The organism is Streptomyces sp. NPDC059371 (assembly GCF_042751995.1).
Lineage (GTDB): Bacteria > Actinomycetota > Actinomycetes > Streptomycetales > Streptomycetaceae > Streptomyces.
Window position 1 is genome coordinate 97812 of sequence record NZ_JBHYXD010000018.1, and the last position, 21239, is coordinate 119050.

Below are 21239 nucleotides of genomic sequence, written 5' to 3' on the forward strand. Positions count from 1 at the left end.
GGACGACGACGCGTACCGGCGCCGCCTCTACCGGCTCGCCGACCGGCGCCGCCCACGCGCCGCCGGGCCGCCCCGCCCCCCCACCCCCCGCGGGGGCGGGCCCCCCCCCGACGGTGCGACCGGGCGGCGGATCATGAACTAACCTGGATTGACAGGATCTGTCATCTTTTGGGCACTTACGGGGTGTGACTCGGGCCACGCAGATTGGGCGTAACGCTCTTCGGGGCAGCGCGATGACCTAAGAGGTGATAGCCGAGGAAGGAATACAGACGCCGTGTGTGGCGCTGTGCATCTTCCCGGTCCCCGCCCGCGCCGTCGGCCCATCCCCAGTCGGCGGTCGTCGGTTCCTGTCCACAGCGGACGGGGCCGGAAGCCGTTTTCCAACGTTCCGAGAGGTTGTTCGTGTCGGCCAGCACATCCCGTACGCTCCCGCCGGAGATCGCCGAGTCCGTCTCTGTCATGGCGCTCATCGAGCGGGGAAAGGCTGAGGGGCAGATCGCCGGCGATGACGTGCGTCGGGCCTTCGAAGCTGACCAGATTCCGGCCACTCAGTGGAAGAACGTACTGCGCAGCCTCAACCAGATCCTCGAGGAAGAGGGTGTGACGCTGATGGTCAGTGCCGCGGAGCCCAAGCGCACCCGAAAGAGCGTCGCAGCGAAGAGTCCGGCCAAGCGCACCGCCACCAAGACCGTGGCGGCCAAGACGGTGACCACCAAGAAGGCCACCGCCACCGCGGCTCCGGCTGCCCTCGCCGACGATTCGGCCGAGGACGCCTCCGCAGGCAAGTCCGCCGCAGCCAAGAAGACGACGGCGAAGAAGGCCGTCGCCAAGAAGACGGTCGCCAAGAAGACGGCGGCCAAGAAGACGAGCGCCAAGAAGGACGACGCGGAGCTCGTCGACGAGGAGACGGCCGAGGAGACCCCCGGCAAGCCCAGTGGGGACGAGCCCACCGAGGACGGCGCCCAGGGCTTCGTCCTGTCCGACGAGGACGAGGACGACGCGCCCGCGCAGCAGGTAGCCGCAGCCGGTGCCACCGCCGACCCGGTCAAGGACTACCTCAAGCAGATCGGCAAGGTCCCGCTGCTCAACGCCGAGCAGGAGGTCGAGCTCGCCAAGCGCATCGAGGCCGGTCTGTTCGCCGAGGACAAGCTCGCCAACGCCGACAAGCTCGCCCCCAAGCTCAAGCGTGAGCTCGAGATCATCGCCGAGGACGGCCGCCGCGCCAAGAACCACCTCCTGGAGGCCAACCTCCGTCTGGTGGTCTCCCTGGCCAAGCGCTACACCGGTCGCGGCATGCTCTTCCTGGACCTCATCCAGGAGGGCAACCTCGGTCTGATCCGCGCGGTCGAGAAGTTCGACTACACCAAGGGCTACAAGTTCTCCACGTACGCCACCTGGTGGATCCGTCAGGCGATCACCCGCGCCATGGCCGACCAGGCCCGCACCATCCGTATCCCGGTGCACATGGTCGAGGTCATCAACAAGCTCGCGCGCGTCCAGCGCCAGATGCTCCAGGACCTGGGCCGTGAGCCCACCCCGGAGGAGCTGGCCAAGGAACTCGACATGACCCCCGAGAAGGTCATCGAGGTCCAGAAGTACGGCCGTGAGCCCATCTCCTTGCACACCCCGCTGGGCGAGGACGGCGACAGCGAGTTCGGTGACCTCATCGAGGACTCCGAGGCCGTCGTCCCGGCCGACGCGGTCAGCTTCACGCTCCTCCAGGAGCAGCTGCACTCCGTCCTCGACACCCTGTCCGAGCGTGAGGCGGGTGTCGTCTCGATGCGCTTCGGTCTCACCGACGGTCAGCCGAAGACCCTCGACGAGATCGGCAAGGTGTACGGCGTGACCCGTGAGCGGATCCGCCAGATCGAGTCCAAGACCATGTCGAAGCTGCGTCACCCGTCGCGTTCCCAGGTGCTGCGCGACTACCTCGACTAGGCCTCGGCCGCACGTCGACGAGGGCCCGACCTCCTCCTGGAGGTCGGGCCCTCGTCGTGTGCGCGGAATGCGTGCGTTCGCCTGCTGGATCACTCTGGGTGTTCCACGACCCTCCCAGTGTGAGGAGCGCGCATGCGCCGTCCCTACGCCCCGACGCTGGCCCTTGCGGCCGCCACAGCGGTGATATCACTGACCACCCCCGCCCTGGCGTCCTCCGACAGCGTTGTCATAGGAAGCCGTCCGGTCCAGATCTCCGACAGTCCGTGGACGGTCGCACTGTCCAGCCGTGACCGGTTCGGAGGTACGCGCGCCGGACAGTTCTGCGGAGGAGTGGTCGTCGGTCCGACCACCGTCCTGACCGCGGCCCACTGCCTCGGCGACGACGTGCTGGGGGCACCACCGCGCGAGGAACGCGATCTGAAGGTCATCGCGGGCCGGGGCGACCTGATGTCCCGCGACGGCAAGGAGATCTCCGTGCGCGACATCTGGGTCAACCCGCACTACGACAGTGATACGAACGCCGGGGACTTCGGCGTGCTGACCCTCGCCGAGCCGCTGCCGGCCGCCTCCGTGATCCGTATGGCCCCCTCGGGCGACCCGGCGTACGAGCCGGGGACCGCCGCCACCGTCTACGGCTGGGGCGATCTGACCGGCGGCGGCGACTACGCGAACAGCCTGCGCGCCGCAGATGTGCACGTGCTTCCCGACACCGCCTGCGAGCGGGCCTACCCCGGGGACGAGTCCGGCACGTACGACGCCGCGTCCATGGTCTGCGCCGGAGAGCCCGCCGGCGGCCGCGACGCCTGTCAGGGGGACAGCGGCGGGCCGCTGGTCGCCCAGGGCCGTCTCATCGGGCTGGTGTCCTGGGGGAGCGGCTGTGGGCGCCCGGAGAGCCCGGGGGTCTACACGCGGGTCTCAGAGGCCGTCCAGGCGCTGAACGCGGGCCGCTGAGAGCTCTCGACGATGCGATACGAGTGCGGGCGGTCACTCCCTGTGTCCAGGGTGTGACCGCCCGCTCACCGGCCTGTCGCCGGTACCCGCTCGTCGTTGATGCGAAGGTCAGCGTTCTTCGTCGTTGACACTCTCGGGAACGGACGTCAGCCGCTCCGTCTCGTCCTGTATCTCAGCGGCGATCTTCTTGAGTTCCGGCTCGAACTTGCGACCGTGGTGGGCGCAGAAGAGCAGTTCTCCGCCGCTCAGGAGGACGACGCGCAGATATGCCTGGGCGCCGCAACGGTCGCAGCGGTCAGCGGCCGTCAGCGGGCTCGCGGGGGTCAGAACAGTAGTCACGTCGCCTCTTCTCTAGCTCGACGAGCTGTCGTACCAGGGTCAACATCCAACCAGGCCGAAAACGTTCCCGCTCGCGGCTTTTCCTCGAAATTTTCTTTCGAGACGGCTGTCTGCTGCCGGGTGGCGGCGAATGAGCCGTATTGCGTGTCTTTGTGTCTGTACGGGTTCGCGCTGTCTGTCAGGTGTCGGTCCTCCCGGCTGGATTGCCGGTTGTTCATGAGGACGTGCCCGGAGCCTAAATGGTTCATGCCTCGAAGGGAACGTGATATGTACTTCACTCCATCGAGGGATCGAACACCCATACGATCCTGGACTAGGGTGAGTTCATGCGAGGGTGGTGCTACAACGGCTCTACCAGGCCTCGGTACCCTCTGAACGGCGACCGAAGCCGGGCCCTTACCCAAAAGGGTCTCCCATGAAATTCAGCGAGGAGCGAACCGCGTGACCGCCGATACGTCCGTGCCGTCCACAGCGCTGCTGACCGGAGCAGACCGGGACGGTTCCAACTACACCGCGCGGCACCTGCTCGTCCTTGAAGGGCTCGAGGCAGTGCGGAAGCGCCCGGGCATGTATATCGGGTCGACCGACAGCCGCGGCCTGATGCACTGCCTCTGGGAGATCATCGACAACTCCGTGGACGAGGCCCTCGGGGGCTACTGCGACCACATCGACGTCATCCTGCACGACGATGCCTCCGTCGAGGTGCGCGACAACGGCCGCGGCATCCCCGTCGACGTGGAGCCCAAGACCGGCCTCTCCGGCGTCGAGGTCGTCATGACCAAGCTGCACGCCGGCGGCAAGTTCGGCGGCGGCTCCTACGCGGCCTCCGGCGGTCTGCACGGCGTGGGCGCCTCGGTCGTGAACGCGCTCTCCGCGCGCCTGGACGTCGAGGTGGACCGCAGCGGCCAGACCCACGCCGTGAGCTTCCGCCGTGGCACACCGGGCGCCTTCAAGGCCGACGGACCGGACGCCGCCTTCGACGCGAGCAGCGGTCTGCGCAAGCTCAAGCGGATTCCGAAGACCCGCACCGGCACGCGCGTGCGCTACTGGGCCGACCGCCAGATCTTCCTCAAGGACGCCCGGCTCTCCCTGGAGCACCTCCACCAGCGTGCCCGCCAGACCGCCTTCCTGGTGCCGGGCCTGACCATCGTCGTCCGTGACGAGTTCGGGCTCGGCGAAGGTGGCAGCAAGGGCGAGGAATCCTTCCGCTTCGACGGTGGAATCAGCGAGTTCTGCGAGTTCCTGGCCTCCGACAAGCCGGTCTGCGACGTCCTCCGCTTCAGCGGGCAGGGGACCTTCAAGGAGACCGTTCCGGTCCTCGACGAGCACGGCCAGATGACGCCGACCGAGGTCACCCGTGAACTGGGCGTCGACGTCGCCATGCGCTGGGGCACCGGCTACGACACGATCCTGAAGTCGTTCGTGAACATCATCGCCACGCCCAAGGGCGGCACCCACGTCGCCGGCTACGAGCAGGCCGTCGCCAAGACGATGAACGAGGTCCTGCGGTCCAAGAAGCTGCTGCGCGTCGCCGAGGACGACATCGTCAAGGACGACGCGCTGGAGGGCCTCACGGCCGTCGTCACCGTGCGTCTCGCCGAGCCGCAGTTCGAGGGGCAGACGAAGGAGGTCCTCGGCACCTCGGCCGCCCGCCGCATCGTGACGAACGTGGTGACCAAGGAATTCAAGGCGTTCCTGACCTCCACCAAGCGGGACGAGGCCGCCCAGGCGCGGGTCGTCATGGAGAAGGCCGTCGCCGCCGCGCGCACGAGGATCGCCGCCCGTCAGCACAAGGACGCGCAGCGCCGCAAGACGGCCCTGGAGTCCTCCTCACTGCCCGCCAAGCTCGCCGACTGCCGCAGCGACGACGTCGAGCGCAGCGAGCTCTTCATCGTCGAGGGCGACTCCGCGCTGGGCACGGCGAAGCTGGCCCGGAACTCCGAGTTCCAGGCGCTGCTGCCGATCCGGGGCAAGATCCTCAACGTTCAGAAGGCGTCCGTCACGGACATGCTGAAGAACGCCGAGTGCGGTGCGATCATCCAGGTCATAGGAGCCGGCTCCGGGCGGACCTTCGACATCGACGCCGCGCGCTACGGGAAGATCATTCTTCTCGTCGACGCCGATGTCGACGGCGCGCACATCCGGATCCTGCTGCTGACGCTCTTCCAGCGCTACATGCGGCCCATGGTCGAGGCGGGCCGGGTGTTCGCCGCGGTTCCGCCGCTGCACCGGATCGAGCTCAGCCAGCCCAAGAAGGGGCAGGACAAGTACGTGTACACGTACTCGGACCGTGAGCTGCGGGAGACGGTGCTGGAGCTGCAGCGCAAGGGTGTGCGCTACAAGGACTCGATCCAGCGGTACAAGGGTCTCGGTGAGATGGACGCCGATCAGCTCGCCGAGACGACGATGGATCCGCGGTTCCGGACGCTGCGCCGGATCAACATCTCCGATCTGGAGGCGTCCGAGCAGGTGTTCGACCTGCTGATGGGGAACGACGTGGCGCCGCGCAAGGAGTTCATCTCCAGCTCGGCGGCGACGCTGGACCGGTCGCGCATCGACGCGTAGCCCTCCGGGGTGTCACCGGGTGCGGTGTCGCCCCAGTGGGTGAGTCGGGGCCGTGCCGGTACATCCGCCCGTCGCCGTCGGATCAGACGTGAGCTCCCGAGGGAGCCGCTGCTCGATCCGAACGTGAGCGACGGGCCTGTGATGTACCGCCACGGCCCCTTCCGCATGCGGCCGACAGTGGGTGTGTCGTGGCCTGGGCGCAGCCCGTCACATGCGTGACTTTCACCCCTCCAGGCCGCCTTTTGGGTGCGGGAAATTTCAGCCCCTCCGGCGTTTGAGGAGCGGGGTCTGGGGCGGAGCCCCGGGTTGGGTAGGGGCGGAGGGGGCGAATAGGCCTGTGGGCCCCTGCAACGGGGCTCCGGCCGCATGGTGGGGGCCAGGCGTATGGGGTGGGTCCACCCGTGGGTGGAGAGACGGGGGCCCCGGGGATCCACCCAGGGTCCACCCCGGCGCCGATCTGCCGAGGCCGCGATGTCCGTAGCGTCGATGGGGTCGGCAGCGCTCGCTGCGGACACCCCCTTCTCGCTCACGGAGGCGCGCATGTCCGGGCTCATGAACGCCACGCTGATCCTCGCGGTCGCCGCAGTGGTGATCGCGCGCCAGTTCAGCGCACGCCGAATCAGCGCGGACCGCCGCTGGTGGATCGGGCCCGCCGTTCTCGCCGTCATGGCGCTGCGCGAGCCCGGCGTGATCGACCCGCACCACCAGATCGAGGCGTCCCTCTTGCTCGGCATGGAACTGGCGGTGGCGGTGGCCATCGGAGCCGGATGGGCTTGGACGACGCGGATATGGACGGAGCCGGACGGCGTCGTGTGGAGCAGGAGCACCAAGGCCGCCGGAGCCGTCTGGGCCGCGGGTATCTGTCTGCGACTGGGTCTGTTCGGCATAGGGACCCTGGTCGGCGTGCACCAGACCTCCTCGGCCCTGATGCTCGGCCTCGCGGCCACCCTGCTGGTCCGCTCCGGGCTGCTGACCTGGCGGGCACAGTCCCTGCAACCGGCGGTGACGGGACAGAGCCAGGGACAGAGCCCGGCATACGGTGACGGTGTCGGCCGCGCCCTGCGGAAGGAGCGCCTGTGAGGGACAACGTCTGGATGCGCTGGCCCTCTCGTGAGGCACTCTCGCGTGTGGGTGTGCACAAGGCCCGCCGCGTGCTCGCCCGGGTCACGCGAGCCGTCGTCCTCGCCACCCTCGTCGCCACGACACTGACGAACCCGGAACTCGGCGGCTGGGCGCTCGCCGAGGGCATCGCGGGGATCGTGGTGTGCGGGATCCTCGCCTGGGGGTTCTGGCGGGCCACCCTGGAGCATCGCCTGCTGCCGTCCCTGGCGCTGCTCGCCCTGCTGCTGGCGGTCGCGTCCGTGGGGCACCAAGCGGGCTTCCGGGTCCCTGCGCTCGTCCTGCTGTGCGGGTGTGCCGTCGCCGCCATCGAACGGCTGCCCCTCGTGGCGGCCCTGCCGGCCACTGCGGTCGCGCTCAGCGTCTACGCGGCGTTCGACGACGACGCCTGGCTGACCACCGCGGCCACCACCGTGGGACTGGCGCTCGCTGGATACGTGCTGCGCCTCGACGCGGAAGCGCGGGCCGGTGCGCAGCGGCTGCTGGCCCAGGAGCGCGCTGCTCGCGCGGCCGAGGCGGAGTCGGCGGCCCTCGCGGAGCGAGCGCGGATAGCCAGGGAGATCCACGACGTCCTGGCCCACAGCCTGTCGGCGCAGCTCGTGCATCTGGAGGCGGCACGACTGCTCATCGAGAGAGGAGCGGACCGGGAGGTCATTCTCGAACGGGTCGTGGCGGCACGGGGAATGGCCCGCGAGGGGCTCTCGGAGACCCGGCAGGCACTCTCCGCGCTCCGGGGCGAGATGACTCCGCTGGAGGACTTCCTCGGCGAACTCGTGGCCACCGCCGACCGCGCCGGTGTCACCGTGACCGGCGAGCGTCAGCCACTTCCGGCGGAGGCGTCCCAAGCGGTGCGCCGAGTCGCGCAGGAGGCGCTGACGAACGTACGCAAGCACGCTCCGGGGGCCGCGGTACAGATCCGGCTGGACTACGGCGAGCACGAAGTGACGCTGGATGTACGGGATTCGGGTGGAAAACCGGGCGAACTCAGCGGTTCGGGAGCCGGGTACGGTCTGCTGGGCATGCGGGAGCGCGCGGAGCTGCTCGGTGGCTCGCTGGATGCCGGACCGGGCGAGGAGGGGTTCGTGGTGACGTTGAAGGTGCCCGTATGACCGAGCGGGAGGAGCGCAAGGGGCCGGCGCGGGTCGTGGTCGCGGACGATCAGACCGTGGTGCGCGAGGGCATTGTGATGCTGCTCGGACTGCTGCCCGGGATCGAGGTCGTCGGAGCGGCCGGTGACGGGGCCGAGGCGGTGGAGCTGGTGGCCGAACTCGCTCCGGACGTCGTGCTGATGGATCTGCGCATGCCCCGCTGTGACGGGGTCGAGGCGACCCGGCGGATCCGTGCCGAGTATCCCGGGACCCAGGTCGTCGTGCTCACGACGTTCGCGGACGACGAGTCGCTGTTCCCGGCACTGCGTGCCGGGGCCCGCGGCTATCTGACCAAGGACGCGGGAGGTGACGAGATCGTGCGGGCCGTGCAGAGTGTGCTCTCCGGGGACGCGGGGCTCTCGCCGAGCATCCAGCGACGGCTGCTGGAGCGGCTGTCGGCCCCGGAACCGGAGCCCGGCCCGCCCCTGGAAGCCCCGGACGGGCTCACCTCGCGCGAGACGGAGGTCCTCCTGCTGATCGCCGACGGCCTCAGCAACCACGAGATCGCCCGCAAGCTCCATGTGTCCACGGCCACCGTGAAGACCCACATCAACAATCTCTTCGCCAAAGCGGGTCTCAAGGACCGTGCTCAAGCAGTCCGTTACGCCTATGGGAAAGGTCTCGTGCGGCCGCCCGCGGGATGAAGTCACCTGATGGGGTGAAGAGCGCGGAGACAGGGGTCAAGGAGCCCCCCGATCTGCACATCCTTGGGCACGCGGCAGAAACGGGTCGCGGACAAGGAGAGTTCGGTGGACAAGCACGACGGCGGCGACACGGGGGAGGTCCAGTTCGACGACCCCTGGTACGACGCACTCGCTTCCGGCTGGGGCGAGTTGGACGGCACGGGTGCGCTCGCTCCCGCCGTGCCGGCCGCCCGATCGGAGCACGAAGGACGCACGGGCGACGCCGCCCGCGTCTACATCGAGGTACAGCGCAGCGCCGCCTTCCAGGAGGTGCGCGGCCGGTACCGCAGGTTCGTGATTCCGGCCGTCGCCGTCTTCTTCCCCTGGTACGTGGGGTATGTGGTGGCCGCGACCACCGCGCCGGGGTTCATGGCGCGTCCCGTCGCCGGCGCGGTGAACGTGGCACTGCTCGCGGGACTCGGACAGTTCCTCACGACGTTCCTGCTCGCCTGGGCGTACGCACGGCACGCTCGGCTGCGCCGGGACCGGGCCGCGCTCGAGCTGCGCTGGGACACCCAGGAGATGACGCGGAACGCCAGGAGTGGTGAGCGGTGAGCGGCCACCATCAGACCCTGGCGCTCCTGCTGTTCAGCGCGTTCGTCGCGGTGACGCTGGCGATCACGACATGGGTGAGTCGCAACCGGCACGGTTCGGCCGAGGAGTTCTACGCGGGCGGGCGGTTGTTCTCGCCGATGGAGAATGGCTTTGCCCTCTCCGGGGACTACATGTCGGCGGCTTCCTTCCTCGGTATCACGGGACTCATCTCCCTGTATGGCTACGACGGTCTGCTGTATGCCGTGGGATTCCTGGTGGCCTGGCTGGTCGTTCTCTTCTTCGTCGCCGAACTGGTGCGCAACTGCGGACGGTTCACGCTCGCCGACGTCGTCGCGGCCCGGATGGACGAGCGACCGGTGCGCATCGCGGCCGGAACGTCCTCGGTCGTGGTGTCCGTGCTGTATCTGGTGGCGCAGATGGTGGGCGCGGGCAGCCTGGTCTCGCTGCTGCTGGGCGGCACGAGCGACGCGGCGCGCAACTGGACGGTGATCGGTGTCGGCGCGCTCATGGTGATCTACGTGTCGATGGGAGGGATGCGGGCGACGACCTGGATCCAGATCGTCAAGGCGGTTCTGCTGATCGGCGGGGCCATCGCTCTCACCGTGCTGGTCCTGATGCGATTCCACGGGGACATCAACGAACTGCTGCGCGCGGCCGCGCGGCGCAGCGGCCACGGCAAGGACTTTCTCGCACCCGGGCTGAAGTACGGTGGCGACTGGACGGCACGCCTCGACTTCATGAGCCTCGGGCTCGCGCTCGTGCTCGGCACCGCCGGCTTGCCGCACATCCTGTCGCGCTTCTACACCGTGCCGACCGCGCGAGCGGCCCGGCGCTCGGTGCTGTGGGCGATCGGGCTCATCGGCGGCTTCTACCTGATGACGATCGTGCTGGGCTTCGGCGCGGCCGCCGTCGTCGGTCCCGAGGCGGTGCGCGGATCGAACGCCGCGGGCAACACCGCCGTTCCGCTGCTGGCCCTGGATCTGGGCGGCGGGGCGAACTCCACCGGGGGAACCGTCCTGTTCGCGATCGTCGCCGCGATCGCCTTCGCCACCATTCTCGCGGTCGTCGCCGGAGTCACCCTCGCGTCCTCGGCGGCCGTGGCCCACGACCTGTACGGCTCGCTCCGCCGCCGCCGCGCGAAGCCACGCGGCGAGGTGACGGTGGCGCGCGCCGCGTCGGTCGGCATCGGTGTGATCGGCATCGCCCTGAGCCTCCTCGCCCGCGATCTCAACGTGGCCTTCCTGGTCGGGCTCGCCTTCGCCGTCGCCGCCTCGGCGAACCTGCCGGTGCTGCTGTACTCCCTGTTCTGGCGGTCCTTCACGACGCGCGGTGCCGTGTGGGCCGTATACGGCGGGCTGGTGCCCGCGCTGTTGCTCGTGCTGCTGTCGCCGGTGGTGTCGGGCAGCCCTGAATCGTTCTTCCCAGGTGCGGACTTCCAGTACTTCCCGCTGCAGAACCCGGGTCTCGTCTCCGTCCCCCTGGGCTTCGTCGCCGGCTGGCTCGGCACCGTCACCTCGGCCGAACCGCCGGACGAAGCCAAACACGCCGAGATCGAGGTCCGCGCGCTGACGGGCGCCGGGGCCGTCTGACGGCCGCGAGGGTCGAGCGGGACCGCCCTGAGCCGGAACCGCTCCGGCACCCCTCCGGCAGTCCGTTGCCGGATGGGTGCCGGCTCAGGGCGCCACCCATGCGTAGCGGTGTTCCGGGCGTCCTGTGTCGCCGTACTTGAGGGAGAGGCGCAGCCGTCCCGCTTGTTCCAGGTGCCGCAGATAGCGCTGGGCGGTGGATCGGCTCAGGCCGGTCTCGGAGGCCACCTCGTGGGCCGACAGCGGCTGGTTCGCCTCGTGCAGCACATCGCAGATCAGGTCCGTGGTCGGCTCCGAGTGACCACTGGGCAGCCCGGGGGAGGACGGCGTGGGGGCGGTGCGCAGGGCACCGAAGATCCGGTCGACCTGTTCCTGGCCCGTCACACCGTGGCCGCCGACCCGGTCGACGGTACGGCGCAGGGCGGCGTAGGAGTCGAGGCGGGTGCGCAGGGCGGTGAACGCGAACGGTTTGATCAGGTAGTGCAGGGCACCCAGACGCATCGCCGCCCGTACGGTGGCGACATCGGCGGCCGCGGTGATCATGATGACGTCGGTGCAGTGACCGTTCTCCCGCATCCGGTGGACGAGCTCGAGTCCCGTCCGGTCGGGCAGATAGTGGTCGAGCAGCACCAGATCGACGGGAGTGCGCTCGATCGCGGCCAGAGCCTGGGCGGCACTGTGCGCGCGGGCGGCCACCCGGAATCCGGGAACCTTGCTCACGTACTTCGCGTTGATCTCGGCGACGCGGAAATCGTCGTCCACGACCAGGACGTCAATCATCGGGCCTCTTTCTCTCAAGGCCAGGGCGTGTGTTGCGCCCGTGTTTCGGCTCCGCTGTTGTAGCGCGAGCAAAATGAGCACAACAGACCCTTGCGAGCAGAAGAACGGCTTGCGCCCAGAAGACTGATGGTGTGGCCCGCCCCACATCTACGGTCCCGGGCCATGAGCACAGACACCAGCCCCGCCATCGAGCTGCGGGGCGCGAGCAAGATCTTCAAGACCCCGTCGGGGGGTTTGCACACGGCCGTCAGGGACCTGGACCTGACCGTCGGCCGAGGCGAGTTCGTGGCCGTCGTCGGACCGACCGGCTGCGGGAAGTCCACCACGCTGACGCTGGTCAGCGGTCTTGAGGAGCCCACGGAGGGCGATGTCCTGGTCGCCGGGGAGCCCGTCGCCGGCGTCGGGGACAAGGTCGGCTTCGTCTTCCAGCAGGACGCCACCTTCCCCTGGCGCACGGTGCTGTCCAACGTGATGGCCGGACCCCGGTTCCGCGGCGTGCCCAAGGCCGAAGCGAAGGAACAGGCCCGGGAATGGCTCGCCAGGGTCGGGCTCGCGGCCTTCGAGGACCGGTATCCGCACCAGCTCTCCGGCGGCCAGCGCAAGCGTGTCGCCCTCGCCGCGACCTTCGTCAACGACCCCGAGATCCTGCTGATGGACGAGCCCTTCTCCGCGCTCGACGTGCAGACCAGGGCGCTGATGTCCGACGAACTGCTCGAACTGTGGGAGGGCACGGGCGCCTCGGTCGTCTTCGTCACCCACGACCTGGAGGAGTCGATCGCGCTCGCCGACAGGGTCGTCGTGATGACCGCGGGGCCCGCCACCGTGAAGCAGGTCTTCGACATCGATCTGCCACGGCCGCGCAAGGTCGAATCGGTGCGCCTGGAGCCGCGGTTCATCGAGATCTACCGCGAGATCTGGGAGTCCCTCGGCGAAGAGGTCCGCATCACCCGTGAAAGGAGCGCCGCCCATGTCGCCTGAGGTTCTCGGCGCTCCGGTCGTCGACACGGCCAGGACTCCGGCCCGCGCGCACTCCCGCGCCCGTGCCGCCCGTAGACGCAAAGTCGTGGTGGCGGCCGCCCGGGTGCTGCTCCTGGTCGCCGTGCTCGGCCTGTGGGAGGTGCTCTCGCGAGCCAAGGTCATCGACCCGTTCAACTTCTCCATGCCGTCGAAGATCTGGGAGCAGATCCAGACCTGGGTGATGCACGGGACAGCGCTCGGTCCGCTCGGTGAGCAGATCTGGCACACGCTTCACGAGGCGCTGCTCGGCTGGATCATCGGTGTCGTCGCCGGTGTGCTCTTCGGTATCGTGCTGGGGCGCGTCGCCTTGCTCGCAGACATCCTTGGTCCATACATCAAGGTGCTCAACTCCATACCGAGGATCGTCCTCGCACCGATCTTCGTGATCTGGTTCGGGCTCGGGCCGGCGTCCAAGGTCGCCTCGGCCGTGGTGCTCGTCTTCTTCCCAGTGTTCTTCAACGCCTTCCAGGGCGCCCGGGAGGTCGATCGGAACCTGGTGGCCAACGCCCGGATCCTCGGCGCGAGCGACCGCAGGGTGACGCTGCAGGTCGTCGTGCCGTCCGCCACCTCGTGGATCTTCACGAGTCTTCATGTCAGTTTCGGGTTCGCCCTCATCGGCGCGATCGTCGGCGAGTACATCGGCGCCACCAAGGGCATCGGCCTGCTCGTCGCGCAGTCGCAGGGCACCTTCAACGCGGCAGGTGTCTACGCGGCGATGGTCATCCTCGCCGTCGTCGCCCTGCTCGCCGAAGGACTGCTGACATTCGGCGAACGCCGCATCTTCCGCTGGAAGCCGTCGGAATCCGACCGCTGACCCCGCGCCCGCAAGCACGCACGACTTCTCTCCCGCACGTACGGGTCCGCTCTCCCGCACGTACGGGTCCGCCCGTACGCACGATCCCGCCGTACCCAGGCACGGCCTCCCCTCCACTCACAAGGACGTGAACCACCATGCGCAAGACCGCCAGATACTCCGCGCTTGCAGCCGCCGGTCTGCTCGCTCTCTCCTCGCTCACCGCCTGCGCCAACGACGCGGCGAGCACCACGGCCGGCTCCGGCAGCGGCGGGGGTGGCGGCAAGGGGGAGCACGTCAAGATCATGGTCGGTGGGCTGGACAAGGTCATCTACCTGCCGGCGATGCTCACCCAGCGGCTCGGCTACTTCGAGGACGCGGGTCTGGACGTCGAGCTCCTCAGTGAGCCGGCCGGTGTCCAGGCCGAGACCGCCCTCGTCTCGGGACAGGTGCAGGGAGCCGTGGGCTTCTACGACCACACGCTCGACCTGCAGACCAAGGGCAAGGCCGTCGAGTCCGTCGTGCAGTTCTCGCACGCTCCGGGTGAGGTCGAGATCGTCTCCGCCAAGCGTGCGGGCGACATCACGGCACCCAAGGACTTCAAGGGCCGGAAGCTCGGCGTCACCGGACTGGGTTCCTCGACCGACTTCCTGACGAAGTACCTGGCCGTCAAGAACGGTGTGAAGGTCAGCGAGTTCACCCCGGTCGCCGTCGGCGCCGGACCGACGTTCGTCTCCGCCCTCCAGCAGGGCGCCATCGACGGCGGCATGACGACGGACCCCACCGTCGCCACGGTCATGGAGAAGAACCTCGGCAAGGTCCTCATCGACATGCGCACGCCCGAGGGCTCGCAGAAGGCGCTCGGCGGGCCGTACCCGTCGTCAAGCCTGTACATGCAGACGGACTGGGTCAACGGTCACAAGGAGACGGTCCAGAAGCTGGCCAACGCCTTCGTGAAGACCCTTCGATGGATGTCCGGTCACAGCGCCTCCGAGATCGCCGCCAAGATGCCCGCCGACTACTCCCAGGGCAACCAGACGCTGTACGCCGGGGCTATCGAGAGCACGCTGCCGATGTTCACCGAGGACGGCGTGATGCCCGAGAACGGTCCCGAGACCGTCGAGAAGGTCCTCAAGGCGTTCAACCCGAACATCAAGAACGCCGATGTGGATCTGAGCAAGACGTACACCACGGAGTTCGTGAAGGCGGCCGTATCCGCTTCGGGTATGTCCTCAGACGCGGGTGGCCCACACATAGCGGTGCTCCGGGCGGCCCGCGTCGCCGTAGCGGAGGGTCAGACGGGCCTTCCCCGCGCGCTCCAGGAGCTTCAGATACCGCTGTGCGGTCTGCCGGCTCAGTCCGGTCTCCTCAGCGACTTCCTGGGCGGACAGCGAGCCCTCGGCGTTCAGCAGGGCACGTCGTACGAGGTCCGCCGTCGCGGGGGAGTGCCCCTTGGGCAGGTCGGGCACGGCGTTCGAGGAGAGCGCTCCGAAGATCAGGTCCACATCGGACTGCTCGGCCGTGCCGCCACGGTCGAGCGTGCGTCGCAGGTCGGCGTACGTCTCCAGTTTGGCCCGCAGCCCGGCGAACGAGAACGGCTTGACCAGGTACTGCAGTACACCCTGCCGCAACGCCGCCCGTACGGTCGTGAGGTCACGCGAGGCCGTCACCATGATCACGTCGATCTGATGGCCCCGTCGGCGCATCTCCTGGACGACCGCGAGACCTGACTCGTCCGGCAGATGGTGGTCCATCAGGACGAGGTCCGGGCGCGGCAGCCCCTCCATCCGGCGCAGCGCCTCGGCCGCGCTGTGCGCCTGCCCCGCGACACGGAAGCCCGGCACCCTCTCCACGTAGGCGGCGTTGACACGCGCGACCCGTGTGTCGTCGTCCACGACCAGAACCTCGATCATCCCGGCTCCCCGTCGGGGTTCCCGGCGCTCCAGTCGGCCCCGGTGTTCTCGGCATTCCAGGTGCTCGTCGCGTTCCCGGTGCCTCCGGGGGCGGCGTTCGGCGCGAGCGACGGGTCCGTCAGCGCCTCCGGCAGGACGACCGTGAACTCCGCGCCGCCGCCCTCCGCGTCGGCCACCTCCGCGCTGCCTCCCTGCCGCTCGGCGAGGCGCCGCACCAGGGAGAGCCCGATTCCACGCTTGCCGTGCGCCGGCGGCTGCTTCGTACTCCAGCCGTCGGTGAAGACCAACTCCCGCCGCTCCTCGGGGACACCGGGCCCGGTGTCCCGTATCCGCAGCACGGCGGTTCGCCCCTCGGCCCGCAACTCGACCTCCACGCGCGCGTGCGGCGTACCCGCGACGGCGTCCAGCGCGTTGTCGACGAGGTTCCCGACGACGGTGACGAGCCCACGCGGATCGACCAACCGGTCCGGCAGCAGCGTCCGGTCCGAGATCCACAGCGCCACGCCCCGCTCCGTCGCCACGGTCGCCTTGCCGACAAGGAGCGCGGCGAGCAGCGGATCGTGGACCTTCTCGGTGACCTGTTCCGCGGTGACCCTGTGGTCGCCGACCACTTCCCCGACGAACTCCACGGCGTCGTCGTACATCTCCAGTTCGAGCAGTCCCAGGAGTGTGTGCAGTCGATTGGCGTGCTCATGGTCCTGCGCGCGCAAGGCGTCGATCAGACCGTGCGTGGAGTCGAGCTCACGGCCCAGTTGCTCCAGCTCGGTCCGGTCGCGCAAGGTGGCGACGGCGCCGCCGTCCTCGGTGGGCATCCGGTTGGCGACCAGGACGCGCTGGCCGCGGACGGTGAGCAGGTCCGTGCCGGTGACGCGTCCCGCCAGCACATCCGTCGTACGGCCCGGACCCAGCGCGTCGTCGAGCGCCCGCCCGACGGCCTCGGCGCCGACCCCGAGCAGCCGCTGCGCCTCGTCGTTCAGCAGGCGTACGCGACCGCCCCGGTCCAGGGCGACCACGCCCTCGCGGATGCCGTGCAGCATCGCCTCACGCTCCGCCAGCAGCGCCGAGATGTCGGAGAAGGCCAGGTCATGGGTCTGTCGCTGGACTCTGCGGGAGATCAGATACGCGGCCAGCGCGCCGACGGCCATGGCCCCGCCGGCGTACGCGAACAACCCCGGGATCGCGTCGATCAGCCGGGCCCGCACACTGTCGTACTTGATACCCACCGACACCGCGCCGACGATCCGGTCGGAGGTGTCGCGCAGCGGCACCTTTCCCCGTGCGGAGCGCCCCAGGGTTCCGGTGTCGATCTCCATCACGTCCCTGCCGGCCAGGGCCTCCTTCGGGCTCGTCGAGACCGGTTCGCCGATCCGCGCGGGCTCCGTGTGCGACCAGCGGATGCCTCGCATGTCCATCACGACGACGTACTCGGCATCGCTCGCCTTCCGTATCCGCTCGGCCTCGGCCTGAACGGGGCCGGTCCTGGAGGGGGCCGTTCTCCGGAGGTCCACGGCGATCTGCGGCTGGGCGGCCGTGGTCTGCGCGATCGCGAGAGCGCGCCGCATGGCCTGGTCGTCCAACTGGGCGCTCAGCGGCGCCAGGAACAGCCCGGTGGCGAGTACCGCGACTCCCGCCGCGATCGCGATCTGCATCAACAGCACTTGGGCGAACACCCGCCGCGGCAGACCGAGGCGCAGTCGTCGCGCGAGGGGAGTGGGGCTCATGCCCCCGACCGTACGGCGGTGCCGCGTCCCCCCACGGTGAGTGTGGTGTGGATCTCTTGATCAATGCACGAGGCGGCCGTGGAGCGATCACGGCGCAGGAGATCAGTCGGTGGGCGCCTGATCCCGACTTCCGGCCGTTTCGTGCGACGCACCCGGTCTCGTGCGACGCACCCGGCCCTGGTCGAATCCGGGGGTCTGGCAGTCAGCAGGCCACGGCCACGGCCGTCGCCTCGAGCTGCCGTACGGCCACCACATCCATCCGGGCAGGTGAACCGAGCGCCGAACCGCAGCTCTCCGGGCGAGGCGGCAGCGAGGCACCCCGCGCGACGACGACCCGCCACAGCCGACCGTCGGAGTGGGCGACGGTGACGTCCCAGCGCGGCGCGCCTCCGTCTGTACGGATCACCGTCAGGACATCGGCGGCGTGCTCCCCCGAAGCCGTCCGTACGGCCAGCTCGGCCGCCTGGCCGGGGCGCTCCCAGGCTGAGTTCCCGCGACACCCCTCGGTGACGACCCGGCCCTCCCGGACGCCCTGGAGGATCTCCTTGACGGTATGGGCCTCGGCACGGCCGTACGCGTACCCGTACGGCAGGACCAGCACGGTGGGCGAGAAGCGATGACCACCCAGATGGGTGACCTCCCAGACGCCGCCGACGCCGGAGGCGGCCAGTTCCGCCGCCAGAGGGCGTCCGAGCAGGGCGCAGCAGCGGTCGCGCTTGCCGTTGGTGCAGACGAGGGCCAGCGGATCGCCCGTGTGGGGCCGTCCTTGGAGTGCCTCGTCGAAGGAGTGCGGGTCGCCCGCGCCGAGCGCCGAGAAGTCGAGGTCGAGCAATTCTCCGGGATCGTGCGTCATGGCGCTGCGCACCCAGGCGTTTCCCGGAGTGGTGTGGGCCGCATACACATGCCGTTCGGCGAGCGAACCGTGGTCGGCATGGCGCCCGGGACGCCGGATGAGCGCGATGCGCACCCCGGTGCCCTGCGCGGCCGCTTCGAGGGCGCGGCCGAGCGCGGGATCCAGGTGGCTCGAAGTGAGCGCCTTGGCACCCCAGGGTCCGGGCTGCTCGATGAGCAGCCATGTCCTCGCAGTGGCCGCGGTCCCGGAAAATGGCTCGTCGAGCTGCCGCGACACAGTCGTGCACGTACTCACAGAGGTGAGCCTAACCTGACTTCACCTCGTGCGGCTTCCCGTCGCCCGCAGGGGGCGCGCGAGGGGGCGTTCGGGCGCGTGGCCAGGCGTGTGGAGGTGTGCGTGGGGAGGTGGTGCCTGGAGAGCGCGCACAGGCGCCCTTCCTCCGCGCCCGGCGTGCGCCGTCTAGCGCGGGAGTGGCTGGGGCGGCCGCTCGCCCACATAGTGGCCGCTCGGCCGCATCCGCAAGGGGCGCTCCGTGTACTCCTCCAGGGTGTGGGCGATCCAGCCCGCCGTCCGGGCGACAGCGAAGATCGTCTCTCCCGCCGAGGCCGGCATCCCGGACGAGACGGTGAGAACGGCCAGTGCGAGATCGACATTGGCGTGCAGAGGGGCGTGCCTCGCCGTGGTGGTCACCACGTCGCGGGCCGCCGCCAGAGCGGGCGCCGCACCGGGCACCTCCTCCAGGAGAGCGAACAGGGCACGCGCGCGTGGATCCTCGCCGGGGTAGAGCCGGTGACCGAGTCCGGGGACACGGCGCCCGGCGCGCAGTTCGTCGGCGATCACGGGAGCGGCTGTGCCCTGGTCAAGAACGTCCAGCAGCAGTCGGTGCGCGAGCCCGCTGGCTGCCCCGTGCAGGGGCCCTTCGAGGACGCCGAGGCCCGCCGACACGGCCGCGTACGCATGGGCGCGGGCCGACGCCGCGACCCGGACCGCCAGTGTCGAGGCGGCCAGGTCGTGGTCGACGAGCAGTCCGAGTGCCGTGTCCAGCACGCGTACTGACGCCTCGTCGGGTGCCCGTCCGCTGAGCCGTGCCCAGAGCCGGCGGGCCAGTGGACCTTCGTCGCGGTGGTCGTGCCGCACGGTCGGAAGCGCGGCGACGAGGGTGGGGATGAGGGTGCGTCCGGTGCCGAGCACGGCGCTCTCGGAGAGGTCGAAACGCAGTGGGTCGGAGGCCGCCGCGGCGATCGCCGCGACGCGCAGCCGGTCGGTCGGGCCGCTGTGCTCGGGCAGCGAGTCGACGCTGCGCCGGGCCGCCGCCACGGCTGCCTCCGGGGCCGTGAACGTGGCCCCGGGGCGCAGTTCGCCGGTCCACAGCCATTCGGCGATCTCCTCGTAGGAGTACCGGGCGGCCAGCTCCGTCGCGTCGACGCCACGGAAGTAGTACCGGTCCTTGTCGATCAACGTGATGCGGGTGCGGACGGAGAGCTCGCCGCCACCGCTCGAACTGCCGCCGCCCTCCCGTCTGTTACGCCGTGCGAGGGCCTCGACCTCCTTGGTGTCGAACGTGCTCCCGCGCCCTCCCGGCTCCCGTCGGCTGCTGAGCTGACCGCGGCTCACGTACGCGTACACGGTCTCCGGCTTCACGCCGAGCAGCTCGGCGGTCTCCTTGGTGCTGAGTCGTCGGCCCTCGTGGGCGGGTGCTGCCGCTTCTCGATCCCTCATGAGCGCAACCGTATCTGTGGATCGGCATATTGATTTAATCAATATTGACAGTCACAGAGTCAAGCATGGACAGTCGAATCAAGTCCAGGGAGGAAACATGCCGATCAACCACGCCGCGTCCACCTCTGCCGACGTAGTCGCAGACGTCCTTGCCGATGTTCCGAGAGGTCTCGCCGGAGTCGTCGTCACCGACACCGAACTCGGTGATGTCAGGGGGCTGGAGGGCTTCTATCACTACCGCCAGTACTCGGCCGTCGACCTCGCGCGGGCCTGTGACTTCGAGGAGGTCTGGCATCTGCTGGCCCACGGCGAGCTGCCCGACGAGGCCCGCCGCGCCGCCTTCACCGAGCGGACCGCGCGACTGCGCCGGCTGCCGGACGACGTGCGTGCCGCGCTCCCGGCGATCGCGGCGGCGACCGGACCGTCGGGACCCCTCGCCGGGCTGCGCACCGCGTTGTCGCTGCTGGGGGCCTCGCTGCGGTTCCGTCCGGTGTACGACATCGACGCCGGGCGCCGCCGCGACGACGGCCTCGCGGCGACGGCGGCCGTTCCGACCCTGCTCACCGCGCTGTACCGACTCGGGCAGGGACTGGACCCTGTGGAGCCGCGTGAGGACTTGGGGTACGCCGCCAACTACCTGTACATGTTGACGGGTTCGGAGCCGGATGCTGCCCGCGCCCGTGCGGTCGAGCAATACCTCATCTCAACCATTGACCACGGATTCAATGCATCAACGTTCACGGCACGGGTGATCGCTTCTACCGGCGCGGATGTGGCCGCCTGTCTCGTGGGTGCGGTCGGGGCCCTCTCCGGTCCGCTCCACGGAGGCGCTCCCAGCCGTGCCCTGGACACCCTCGACGCGATCGGGACCCCCGACCGCATCGACCCCTGGATCCGCGAACGCGTTCTCGCCGGCGAGCGCGTCATGGGCTTCGGGCACCCCGTCTACCGCACGGAGGATCCGCGCTCGCGGATGCTCCGCGAGCTGGCTCAGGGGTTCGGCGGCCCGCTCGTGGAGTTCGCGGCCGAAGTGGAACGGCAGGTGGAGGCGATCCTGGCCGAACTCAAGCCGGGCCGCGAGTTGCACACCAATGTAGAGTTCTACGCCGGCGTGGTCATGGAACTCTGCGGGCTGCCCAGGGAGATGTTCACACCTACCTTCGCCGCCGCCCGCGTGGTCGGCTGGAGCGCGAACATCATGGAGCAGGCGCAGGACTCGAAGATCATCCGCCCGGCGGCTCGCTATGTCGGCCCGGTTCCGCCGGTGGCGGTGCCTGCTCGCGGCTGACCGGAGACCGAGCCGACGGGAGACCGAAACGGGCCCGGCAACAAGTCGTTGCCGAGCCCGGGTGGAGATTGCTCTGGAAATGCTGCCGCCAGGTGGGGGGGGATAACGTCCTTGGCCCGCAGGAGTGTCGCGCGCGTGATGACCACGATCCGCTCGTAGTCGGCTCGTGAGGTCGCGGTGTGGGGGGGCCGGGGCGCCCCCCGGCAGGGGGGGGTTGGGAAACGGTCACGGGTGGGGTAGCGGACGTATGGCGCGGGGTAGGTGTTCCCCC

17 protein-coding genes and 1 pseudogene are annotated in these 21239 nt (G+C 69.6%); 12 read left to right on the plus strand and 6 right to left on the minus strand.

Going from position 1 to position 21239, the window contains the following annotated elements; translation table 11 throughout:
• Positions 1-402 precede the first annotated feature (402 nt).
• Positions 403-1938 carry an RNA polymerase sigma factor gene (locus ACFXGX_RS13545; protein ID WP_384789331.1) on the plus strand — a complete coding sequence of 512 codons (1536 nt, stop codon included), beginning with the start codon at positions 403-405 and terminating at the stop codon, positions 1936-1938.
• Positions 1939-2070: 132 nt separating this feature from the next.
• Positions 2071-2889: a S1 family peptidase gene (locus ACFXGX_RS13550; protein WP_384789334.1), complete on the plus strand. Its 819-nt coding sequence runs from the start codon at positions 2071-2073 to the stop codon at positions 2887-2889.
• Positions 2890-2997: 108 nt separating this feature from the next.
• Here ACFXGX_RS13550 and ACFXGX_RS13555 read toward each other — a convergent pair whose 3' ends face one another.
• On the minus strand, positions 2998-3228 hold the full coding sequence (locus tag ACFXGX_RS13555) for a hypothetical protein (RefSeq protein ID WP_121406526.1): 231 nt from the start codon (positions 3226-3228) through the stop codon (positions 2998-3000).
• Positions 3229-3669: 441 nt separating this feature from the next.
• Between ACFXGX_RS13555 and ACFXGX_RS13560 the strand changes: the two genes are divergently transcribed.
• From ACFXGX_RS13560 to ACFXGX_RS13585, 6 genes are all read left to right on the plus strand, one after another.
• Entirely contained in the window at positions 3670-5793 is a 2124-nt protein-coding gene (locus ACFXGX_RS13560; protein WP_384789337.1) for a type IIA DNA topoisomerase subunit B, read from the plus strand.
• Positions 5794-6333: 540 nt separating this feature from the next.
• Positions 6334-6873, plus strand: coding sequence for a DUF1453 domain-containing protein (locus ACFXGX_RS13565; protein WP_384789340.1), 540 nt, complete (start codon positions 6334-6336; stop codon positions 6871-6873).
• Positions 6870-8021: a sensor histidine kinase gene (locus ACFXGX_RS13570; protein ID WP_384789343.1), complete on the plus strand. Its 1152-nt coding sequence runs from the start codon at positions 6870-6872 to the stop codon at positions 8019-8021. Before ACFXGX_RS13565 ends, ACFXGX_RS13570 begins: the two co-directional genes overlap by 4 nt.
• A complete protein-coding gene (locus tag ACFXGX_RS13575; RefSeq protein WP_384789346.1) occupies positions 8018-8704 on the plus strand; it encodes a response regulator in 687 nt (228 codons plus the stop codon). The genes ACFXGX_RS13570 and ACFXGX_RS13575 overlap by 4 nt, the downstream gene beginning before the upstream one ends.
• Before the next feature lie 105 nt (positions 8705-8809).
• On the plus strand, positions 8810-9298 hold the full coding sequence (locus ACFXGX_RS13580; protein ID WP_384789349.1) for a DUF485 domain-containing protein: 489 nt from the start codon (positions 8810-8812) through the stop codon (positions 9296-9298).
• Positions 9295-10887, plus strand: a complete 1593-nt coding sequence (locus ACFXGX_RS13585; RefSeq protein WP_384789352.1) for a cation acetate symporter — start codon at positions 9295-9297, stop codon at positions 10885-10887. Before ACFXGX_RS13580 ends, ACFXGX_RS13585 begins: the two co-directional genes overlap by 4 nt.
• 84 nt (positions 10888-10971) lie before the next feature.
• Here the strand turns inward: ACFXGX_RS13585 and ACFXGX_RS13590 are convergent, their stop codons facing one another.
• Positions 10972-11664: a response regulator gene (locus ACFXGX_RS13590; protein ID WP_384789355.1), complete on the minus strand. Its 693-nt coding sequence runs from the start codon at positions 11662-11664 to the stop codon at positions 10972-10974.
• A gap of 162 nt (positions 11665-11826) precedes the next feature.
• Between ACFXGX_RS13590 and ACFXGX_RS13595 the strand changes: the two genes are divergently transcribed.
• The 3 genes and pseudogenes from ACFXGX_RS13595 to ACFXGX_RS13605 all read left to right on the plus strand — a co-directional run.
• On the plus strand, positions 11827-12642 hold the full coding sequence (locus ACFXGX_RS13595; RefSeq protein WP_384789358.1) for an ABC transporter ATP-binding protein: 816 nt from the start codon (positions 11827-11829) through the stop codon (positions 12640-12642).
• Positions 12632-13495: an ABC transporter permease gene (locus ACFXGX_RS13600; protein ID WP_384789361.1), complete on the plus strand. Its 864-nt coding sequence runs from the start codon at positions 12632-12634 to the stop codon at positions 13493-13495. Before ACFXGX_RS13595 ends, ACFXGX_RS13600 begins: the two co-directional genes overlap by 11 nt.
• A gap of 137 nt (positions 13496-13632) precedes the next feature.
• Positions 13633-14685 (plus strand): annotated as a pseudogene (locus ACFXGX_RS13605) (ABC transporter substrate-binding protein); the annotation flags it as partial.
• 21 nt (positions 14686-14706) lie between these two features.
• Here the strand turns inward: ACFXGX_RS13605 and ACFXGX_RS13610 are convergent.
• From ACFXGX_RS13610 to ACFXGX_RS13625, 4 genes are all read right to left on the minus strand, one after another.
• The gene (locus ACFXGX_RS13610) at positions 14707-15387 is read right to left on the minus strand and encodes a response regulator (RefSeq protein WP_384789415.1); all 681 of its coding nucleotides are present in this window, start codon (positions 15385-15387) and stop codon (positions 14707-14709) included.
• On the minus strand, positions 15384-17108 hold the full coding sequence (locus ACFXGX_RS13615) for an ATP-binding protein (protein WP_384789364.1): 1725 nt from the start codon (positions 17106-17108) through the stop codon (positions 15384-15386). The genes ACFXGX_RS13610 and ACFXGX_RS13615 overlap by 4 nt, the downstream gene beginning before the upstream one ends.
• 202 nt (positions 17109-17310) lie before the next feature.
• Positions 17311-18255, minus strand: a complete 945-nt coding sequence (locus tag ACFXGX_RS13620) for a sucrase ferredoxin (protein WP_384789367.1) — start codon at positions 18253-18255, stop codon at positions 17311-17313.
• 165 nt (positions 18256-18420) lie between these two features.
• Entirely contained in the window at positions 18421-19680 is a 1260-nt protein-coding gene (locus ACFXGX_RS13625) for a citrate synthase (protein WP_384789370.1), read from the minus strand.
• 97 nt (positions 19681-19777) lie between these two features.
• On the opposite strand from ACFXGX_RS13625, the gene ACFXGX_RS13630 reads away from it, so the two are divergent.
• A complete protein-coding gene (locus ACFXGX_RS13630) occupies positions 19778-20968 on the plus strand; it encodes a citrate synthase/methylcitrate synthase (RefSeq protein WP_384789373.1) in 1191 nt (396 codons plus the stop codon).
• Positions 20969-21239: the final 271 nt, after the last annotated feature.

What these genes read in the sequence shown, in the direction of transcription:
- ACFXGX_RS13550 (WP_384789334.1), top strand. Translation starts at nt 2,071, where the DNA reads ATGCGCCGTCCCTACGCCCCGACGCTGGCCCTTGCGGCCGCCACAGCG.
- ACFXGX_RS13565 (WP_384789340.1), top strand. Translation starts at nt 6,334, where the DNA reads ATGTCCGGGCTCATGAACGCCACGCTGATCCTCGCGGTCGCCGCAGTG.
- ACFXGX_RS13575 (WP_384789346.1), top strand. Translation starts at nt 8,018, where the DNA reads ATGACCGAGCGGGAGGAGCGCAAGGGGCCGGCGCGGGTCGTGGTCGCG.
- ACFXGX_RS13590 (WP_384789355.1), bottom strand. Translation starts at nt 11,664, where the DNA reads ATGATTGACGTCCTGGTCGTGGACGACGATTTCCGCGTCGCCGAGATC.
- ACFXGX_RS13595 (WP_384789358.1), top strand. Translation starts at nt 11,827, where the DNA reads ATGAGCACAGACACCAGCCCCGCCATCGAGCTGCGGGGCGCGAGCAAG.
- ACFXGX_RS13600 (WP_384789361.1), top strand. Translation starts at nt 12,632, where the DNA reads ATGTCGCCTGAGGTTCTCGGCGCTCCGGTCGTCGACACGGCCAGGACT.
- ACFXGX_RS13610 (WP_384789415.1), bottom strand. Translation starts at nt 15,387, where the DNA reads ATGATCGAGGTTCTGGTCGTGGACGACGACACACGGGTCGCGCGTGTC.
- ACFXGX_RS13615 (WP_384789364.1), bottom strand. Translation starts at nt 17,108, where the DNA reads ATGAGCCCCACTCCCCTCGCGCGACGACTGCGCCTCGGTCTGCCGCGG.
- ACFXGX_RS13625 (WP_384789370.1), bottom strand. Translation starts at nt 19,680, where the DNA reads ATGAGGGATCGAGAAGCGGCAGCACCCGCCCACGAGGGCCGACGACTC.
- ACFXGX_RS13630 (WP_384789373.1), top strand. Translation starts at nt 19,778, where the DNA reads ATGCCGATCAACCACGCCGCGTCCACCTCTGCCGACGTAGTCGCAGAC.